This window comes from Lentzea californiensis, assembly GCF_024648825.1.
Taxonomy (GTDB): Bacteria; Actinomycetota; Actinomycetes; order Mycobacteriales; family Pseudonocardiaceae; genus Lentzea; species Lentzea californiensis.
Genome location: NZ_JANBBE010000013.1, coordinates 254,789 through 260,788, shown reverse-complemented (window position 1 = coordinate 260,788; position 6,000 = coordinate 254,789). Strand labels below are relative to the sequence as shown.

5 protein-coding genes and 1 rRNA gene are annotated in these 6,000 nt (G+C 67.8%); 3 read left to right on the top strand and 3 right to left on the bottom strand.

The genetic code is table 11. From position 1 onward, the window contains the following. Positions 1–212, bottom strand: a 16S ribosomal RNA gene (locus LX88_RS36060); the annotation flags it as partial. A gap of 354 nt (positions 213–566) precedes the next feature. After that, positions 567–1,037, bottom strand: a complete 471-nt coding sequence (locus LX88_RS36055; protein ID WP_258952239.1) for a nitroreductase family deazaflavin-dependent oxidoreductase — start codon at positions 1,035–1,037, stop codon at positions 567–569. A 7-nt stretch (positions 1,038–1,044) separates the two neighbouring features. Between LX88_RS36055 and LX88_RS36050 the strand changes: the two genes are divergently transcribed. From LX88_RS36050 to LX88_RS36040, 3 genes are all read left to right on the top strand, one after another. Further along, positions 1,045–2,001: a lycopene cyclase family protein gene (locus LX88_RS36050; protein ID WP_258952238.1), complete on the top strand. Its 957-nt coding sequence runs from the start codon at positions 1,045–1,047 to the stop codon at positions 1,999–2,001. A 119-nt stretch (positions 2,002–2,120) separates the two neighbouring features. Then, positions 2,121–3,797, top strand: coding sequence for a GGDEF domain-containing protein (locus tag LX88_RS36045; RefSeq protein WP_258952237.1), 1,677 nt, complete (start codon positions 2,121–2,123; stop codon positions 3,795–3,797). A 129-nt stretch (positions 3,798–3,926) separates the two neighbouring features. Continuing rightward, complete coding sequence (locus LX88_RS36040; protein WP_258952236.1) at positions 3,927–5,015, top strand: carboxylate-amine ligase; 1,089 nt, start codon at positions 3,927–3,929, stop codon at positions 5,013–5,015. Positions 5,016–5,151: 136 nt separating this feature from the next. Here LX88_RS36040 and LX88_RS36035 read toward each other — a convergent pair whose 3' ends face one another. Further along, positions 5,152–5,979, bottom strand: a complete 828-nt coding sequence (locus LX88_RS36035) for a UbiA family prenyltransferase (RefSeq protein ID WP_258952235.1) — start codon at positions 5,977–5,979, stop codon at positions 5,152–5,154. Positions 5,980–6,000 lie beyond the last annotated feature (21 nt).

The window sequence follows — 6,000 nt, the reverse complement described above, 5'->3', positions numbered from 1 at the left end:
CGCCGGAACTTTCCACACCAAACCATGCAGTTCGGTGTCATATCCGGTATTAGACCTCGTTTCCAAGGCTTATCCCAGAGTACAGGGCAGGTTACCCACGTGTTACTCACCCGTTCGCCGCTCGTGTACCCCGAAGGGCCTTACCGCTCGACTTGCATGTGTTAAGCACGCCGCCAGCGTTCGTCCTGAGCCAGGATCAAACTCTCCAATAAGGATTGTGTTTGATCGCTCCAGACGGAATATGTCTGGCATCAATCTAGTCTTGCCTCAAAGGAACTACCTCGACGAGGAGGTAATTCATATATTACTGGCTGTGTTTCGGCACGCTGTTGAGTTCTCAAAGAACACGCGCACACCGCAGTCACATCAGCTTTTCGCTGACTTACTTCCGGGGCTTGTGTTGCTGAAGCTTATTTGGTCTTGCTCGCCGGTGTCAAATCGGCCTCTAGGAGGCTTTGTTTTCCGGCTTTTTTGTCAGGCCCGTTCCGGCTTGTTTCCCGGCCCGTGTCGCTCTGACTTGGAGAAGATTACACGGGGCACTTTCGATCTCCAAATCGGGGGGTCACCTAAGCCTCTGCACCGCCGCTGACCTGCGCGTTCGTCACCGCGAAGACCGGATGGCGGTCGGCCTCCGCCTCGAACGCCGAGACGGGGTCGCCGACACGGGCGTCGAAGAAAGGCCTAGTCACGGGCTCTTTGCGCACATAAGCGGCCAGCACGGGCGCCGCGACGGCCGCGGAAACCTCGGTCAAATCGACTTGACGTGACCTGCGTCCCCTTCGCAGGACCGCCGAACCGGCTGCCCGTGCGTTGTGCACCCAGTCGCGGACGCCGTACGGCGCGACGAGCCACTCCTGGCCGTCATGCGACATCAGGCGAATGGGGATCGTCCGCTCTGCACCACTGCGCCGGCCACGGATGGTCAGCAGCACGTAGTAGGAGGGTGCGATGCCGAGCGAAACGGCGCGACTGATGACGACGTTGCCGACTCGGCGCACGAGGTGCTGGCGGTAGGTCTTGGCCACAAGGTCAATCATGGACCTCATGACGTTCGACGTGGTGGTGATCGGCGGAGGTCCGGCGGGCCGTGCGCTCGCACGGGCGTGCGCGAATGAAGGCCTGCACACAGCGATAGTCGACCGTCGTCCGCACCGTCCCTGGACGGCGACGTACGGCGCGTGGGCGGACGAGCTCCCACCCAATACCCCGACCAAGTCCGTGAGCACCACTGTTCGCGCGTACGCGCGCGAGGAACACCTGATCCAACGCACTTACGTCGTGTTGGACAACGCCAAGCTCCATGAACTGCCCGACACGGTCGAAGTACTTCAACGGCCAGAGGCAGCGCGCTACACGTTCAATGCGACAGGTGCGCGCAAGGGCCGTGCCGAGCAAACAGCAGTAGGCACGGTCATCGAGTCGGACAGCACCGAGACCACGTTGATGGACTGGCGCGGCGACGGCGACACGTTCCTCTACACGGTCCCGTTGGGTGGAAACCGGCTGCTGGTGGAGGAGACCTGCCTGGCGCGCAGGCCCGGCATGCCGTTGCAGGAGCTCCGCGAACGCCTGCACGCTCGTCTCGCCCCAGGCGAAGAAGAGGAGCTCGTGCGTTTTCCCCTCGACGCACCGAGGGCCGCGGGCAACGCTTTCGGCGCCGCGGCCGGGTTCATTCACCCCGCCACCGGCTACAGCGTCGCCACCTCACTGCAGCTCGCTCCGCAGGTGGCCGCGGCGATCAAGGCGAACGAGGATCCCCAGCACGTCATCTGGCCGAGGAAGGCGCGCATCGTGCACGCCATGCGCATGAGGGGTCTCGAAGCGCTCCTCCGCTTCAGCCCGGACGAGACGCTGGACTTCTTCGAGGTGTTCTTCCAGCTCGACCAGGAGTTGCAGCGCGCCTACCTGTCCAGCCGTGATGACCTCAAGACAACAGCAGCCGCCATGCTCGCGTTGTTCCGCACGGCTCCAGGCCACCTCAGGTGGAAACTTCTCCGCTGAACTCCCAGCGTGAGGGCCATGTCACCGAACGCACCGCTGGTGTGGCAAATGGCCGCCGAGCTCGTGAACAGCTGGTGAACCCGCTTGGAGCCAGTCGTTCGCACCGGCACGATCGGAACGTGCCCGCATTGCTGGATGACGTCAGGTTCGCCTTCCAGCCGCTGTTCAACCTGAACACCGGGGGCGTCGTCGCGATCGAGGCTCTGGCCCGGCCGCACGACGGCAGCGTGCAGGATCTGCTCCAGGCCGCCTTCCGGGCGGGCCTGCTGGCCAACGCCGACGTCGGACTGGCCTGCCGCGCCGTCCGGTCCGCGGCCGACTTCGACCTGATGCTGCCCCTGCACGTGAACCTGCTCGCGATCACGATCGCGGACAAGCCCGAGGTCATGAGCCCCCTCTACGGCGCTCTCCGGGACGTGGGCCGGTCGCCGGACGGCGTGGTCATCGAGATCGGCGAGCCGTACTCGCGGGCGAACCGCGGCCGGCTGGCCCGTGGCATGCAGACGCTGCGGAACAACGGTTTCCGCATCGCGCTCGACTGCGTGGGCGAGGGGGACGTACCGCTCGGCCTGCTGACCAGTGCCTCGCCGGACTACCTCAAGCTCGACCGCGAGATCGTCCGCTCGCTGCCCGACGACGCCGCGCGGGGTGCGCTGGTGAAGTCGCTGGTGCACCTCGGCGAGTACACCGGTGGCCAGGTGGTGGCCGAGGGCGTGGAGACCGAGGCGGAGCTGACCTACCTGCGCAAGCTGGGAGTGGGGTACGCGCAGGGCAAGTTCCTCGCGCCCCCGCAGCGCAGGCCGGCGGTGAACGCGCGCATCGCGCCCGAGGCGGTCACGGAGACCGGCGAGATCCGGCGCACCACCACGGGTCCGCGGATCACGGCCTTCCTGCACCCCGCCACGGTGCTGCCCGAGAACGCCACGAGCGAGGAGGTGCGCGAGGTCCTGGCCTCGCAGCCTTCGGTCACGGGTGTCGTTCTCGTGGACGACGAGGGCCGCCCGAAGTGGTCGGTGGACCGCAACCGGTTCCTGCTCGCGGTGACCGGTCCGTACGGGCACGCCCTGCACGCCAAGCGAGAAGCCGCACGGCTCGCGGACAAGCCACACGTCATCGGCACCGAGGCGTCGGCGCTCGATCTTCTGGACCTGGTGACGGGTGCGAACCGTGAACGCACGAACGACGACCTCATCGTCGTGGACCACAACGAGCGGTGCATGGGTGTCGTGCGCGTGGCCGACGTCGTGCGCGGTGTCGCCGAACTCAAGGTGGAGCAGGCGGCCGCACTGAGCCCGTTGACGCGCCTTCCCGGCAGCGACGCGGTCGCGAGGGAAGTGGACAGGCGCATCGAGCTCGGCGAGATCTTCGCTATCTCCTGGCTGGACGTCGACAGCTTCAAGCTGGTCAACGACACGGTCGGGTTCGCGGCGGGCGACGACCTGATCCGCGAGATCGGGCACGACCTGGCGGACCTCGCGCACGCGTTCCCCGGCACGCAGGTCGGGCACGTCGGCGGTGACGACTTCCTCCTCCTCGCGGGACTCGACGAGACGGTGCCGCTGAGTGCTCGTTTGCTCGACAAGCCGTACACGGCAGAGGGACGACACGTCACCCTCTCTCTTGCGACCCTTATCTGTGCCCCGGGATCAGTGGGGTCGTATCGCGAGGTGTCGCGGTTGCTGGCACCAGTGAAGGAGCACGCGAAGTCGCTCGCCGGGTCCAGCTGGGTCATGGGCCGGCCGGGTACCGAACGACGCGACGTGCTGCGTGGTGTCGTGCAGCGCGCGGTGAGTTAACAAGTACAACCAAACGCCTCCTGTGCGGCGCGCTGATCACTCATAGCATCGAGAGTGCTACTCAGTGCACAGGAGGTTCGCGTGCAGGTCGGCAGCAGAACTCAAGCGGTACCCGCGCAACGCAGAAGCATGGACGGCCTCCTCACCGTTGGCGTGGAAGAAGAATTCGTTCTCGTCGAAGCCTCCACGGGGCATTTGGCCAACCGTGCCAAGGAAGTGCTCACCGGGGCCGACCAGTTCGAGGTGGACCTGCAGCCGGAAATCGCGCAATACCAGGTGGAATCGGCCAGCGGCATCTGCACGGACATGGCCGTGCTGCGCGAGCAACTGGCCGTGGCGCGCCGGGCGTTGATCGAACGGGCCGCGCACCACGACGCGAAGCTCGCCGCGACCGGGACACCGGTGCTGGGCCTCACGATGCCGACGCCGCTGACGAACTCTCCGCGCTACCACCGGATGGCGCAGGAGATGGGCGCGCTCACCAACGACCTCGCGATCTGCGGCTGCCACGTGCACGTCGGTCTGCCCGACGACGAGTCGAAGATCTTCGTGAGCAACCACCTGCGGCCGTGGCTGCCCACGTTGCTGGCGCTGGGCGCGAACTCGCCGTACTGGCTCTACGGCGACACGGGGTACGCGAGCTGGCGGTACGTGGTCTGGAACCGTTGGCCCACTTCGGGTGCGCCGCCGCACTTCGACTCCGCGGCCGAGTACTACTCGGCACGGGAGGAGATCGTCGCGAGCGGCGCGGCGATGGACGCCGGGATGCTCTACTGGGACATCCGGCTCTCCGCCCGCCACCCCACGCTGGAACTGCGGGTCTCCGACGTCGCGCCGACGGTCGAGGAGGCGGTGCTGATGGCCGCTCTGGTGCGCGGGATCGCCGCCACCGCACTGAGTTCCGGTGCCGCGCCGGTGAAACTGCCACCGCACCTGCTGAAGGTCGCGATGTGGCGGGCCGCGCGCGACGGCCTGGAGGGCTTCGGCATCGACCCGGCGACGGGCGCGCCCACACCCGCGTCGTCGATCGTCGCGTCACTGCTGCGGTGGATCAGGCCGGCGCTGGAGTTCTCCGGTGACCACGAGATGGTGACCACCGCGATCGACCGGTTGCTGCTCGACGGCACCGGGGCGGTGCGGCAGCGCCGGGCGTTCGCGCGGCGCGGCAGGCTGGACGACGTGGTGGGATTCCTGGTGGCGCAGACATCTCCGGTCTGAGTTCTAGGCGGTGTCTGACGGTTTCGTTCGGTGAGAGGCGCGGGCGAGCGATCCGCGGACGGTGTCGCCGCGACGGCCTCATACCGGGCGTATCCGGGCGTTGCGGCGGCGCAGTCCGCGGATCCCTCGGCCGCCACTATCGCCCGGCGGAGTTGTCGGACACCGCCTGGGCGAGCAAAGGGATCGAGGCCAGCACGATCGTCGACGCGACGGCCGCCGACATGCCGTAGCGCAACCGCTGCCCGGCGGTCGGCAGGTCCCGCGCGAGCAGGAACGCCGAGCACGCGACGACACCGACGGCCGCCCAGAGCGGGCCGAACCGGAACCACAGTCCGCCACCGACCAGCAGCAGCCCGCCGACGGTCAACTGGGTGGTCTCGCTGAAGGCGTGCAGCACTGCGCGTGACCCGGTGCGGGTGTCGCCGCCCCGGCCGGGCACGGCCCACCAGAGCGACTGGCCCGTGGCGAGGGCGGCGACCCCGGAGAACAACAGCCACACCGCCGGGTCGGCCCGTCCCCCGGCCGCCGCGTAGGCGGTCACGCTCGGCAGCAGCCCGGTGGCGATCGCCAGCGCCACCGGACCGGCATATCCGCGCCGCTCCAGCCTGATCGGTTCGAGGTTGTACGCCAGGTGCAGCGCCAGGACCAGCCCGACACCGATCGCGGCCTTCCACGACACGGCGGCGGCCAGGGCGAGCGCGAAGATCATCTCGAAGGCCGCCAGCGCGAGGACCCTCCGCGCGCCGATCTCCTGGACCGCCCGCCGGCGTTCGTCGGTGGCGTGGACGTCGTCGCGGGCGCCGGCGTAGGCGTTGAGCGGCTTGCCGGAGATGATCGCGACGAAGTTCGCGAGCACCACGAGCACCACGGCGAGGTCGAACCTCGTTGCGTAGCAGGCACCCCAGGAGGCGGCGCACGCGTAGTGCACGCCGAAGGGGTGGTCCAGGCGGTGGAGGTAGGTCAACGCCGGCACGTGGCCCCCGGA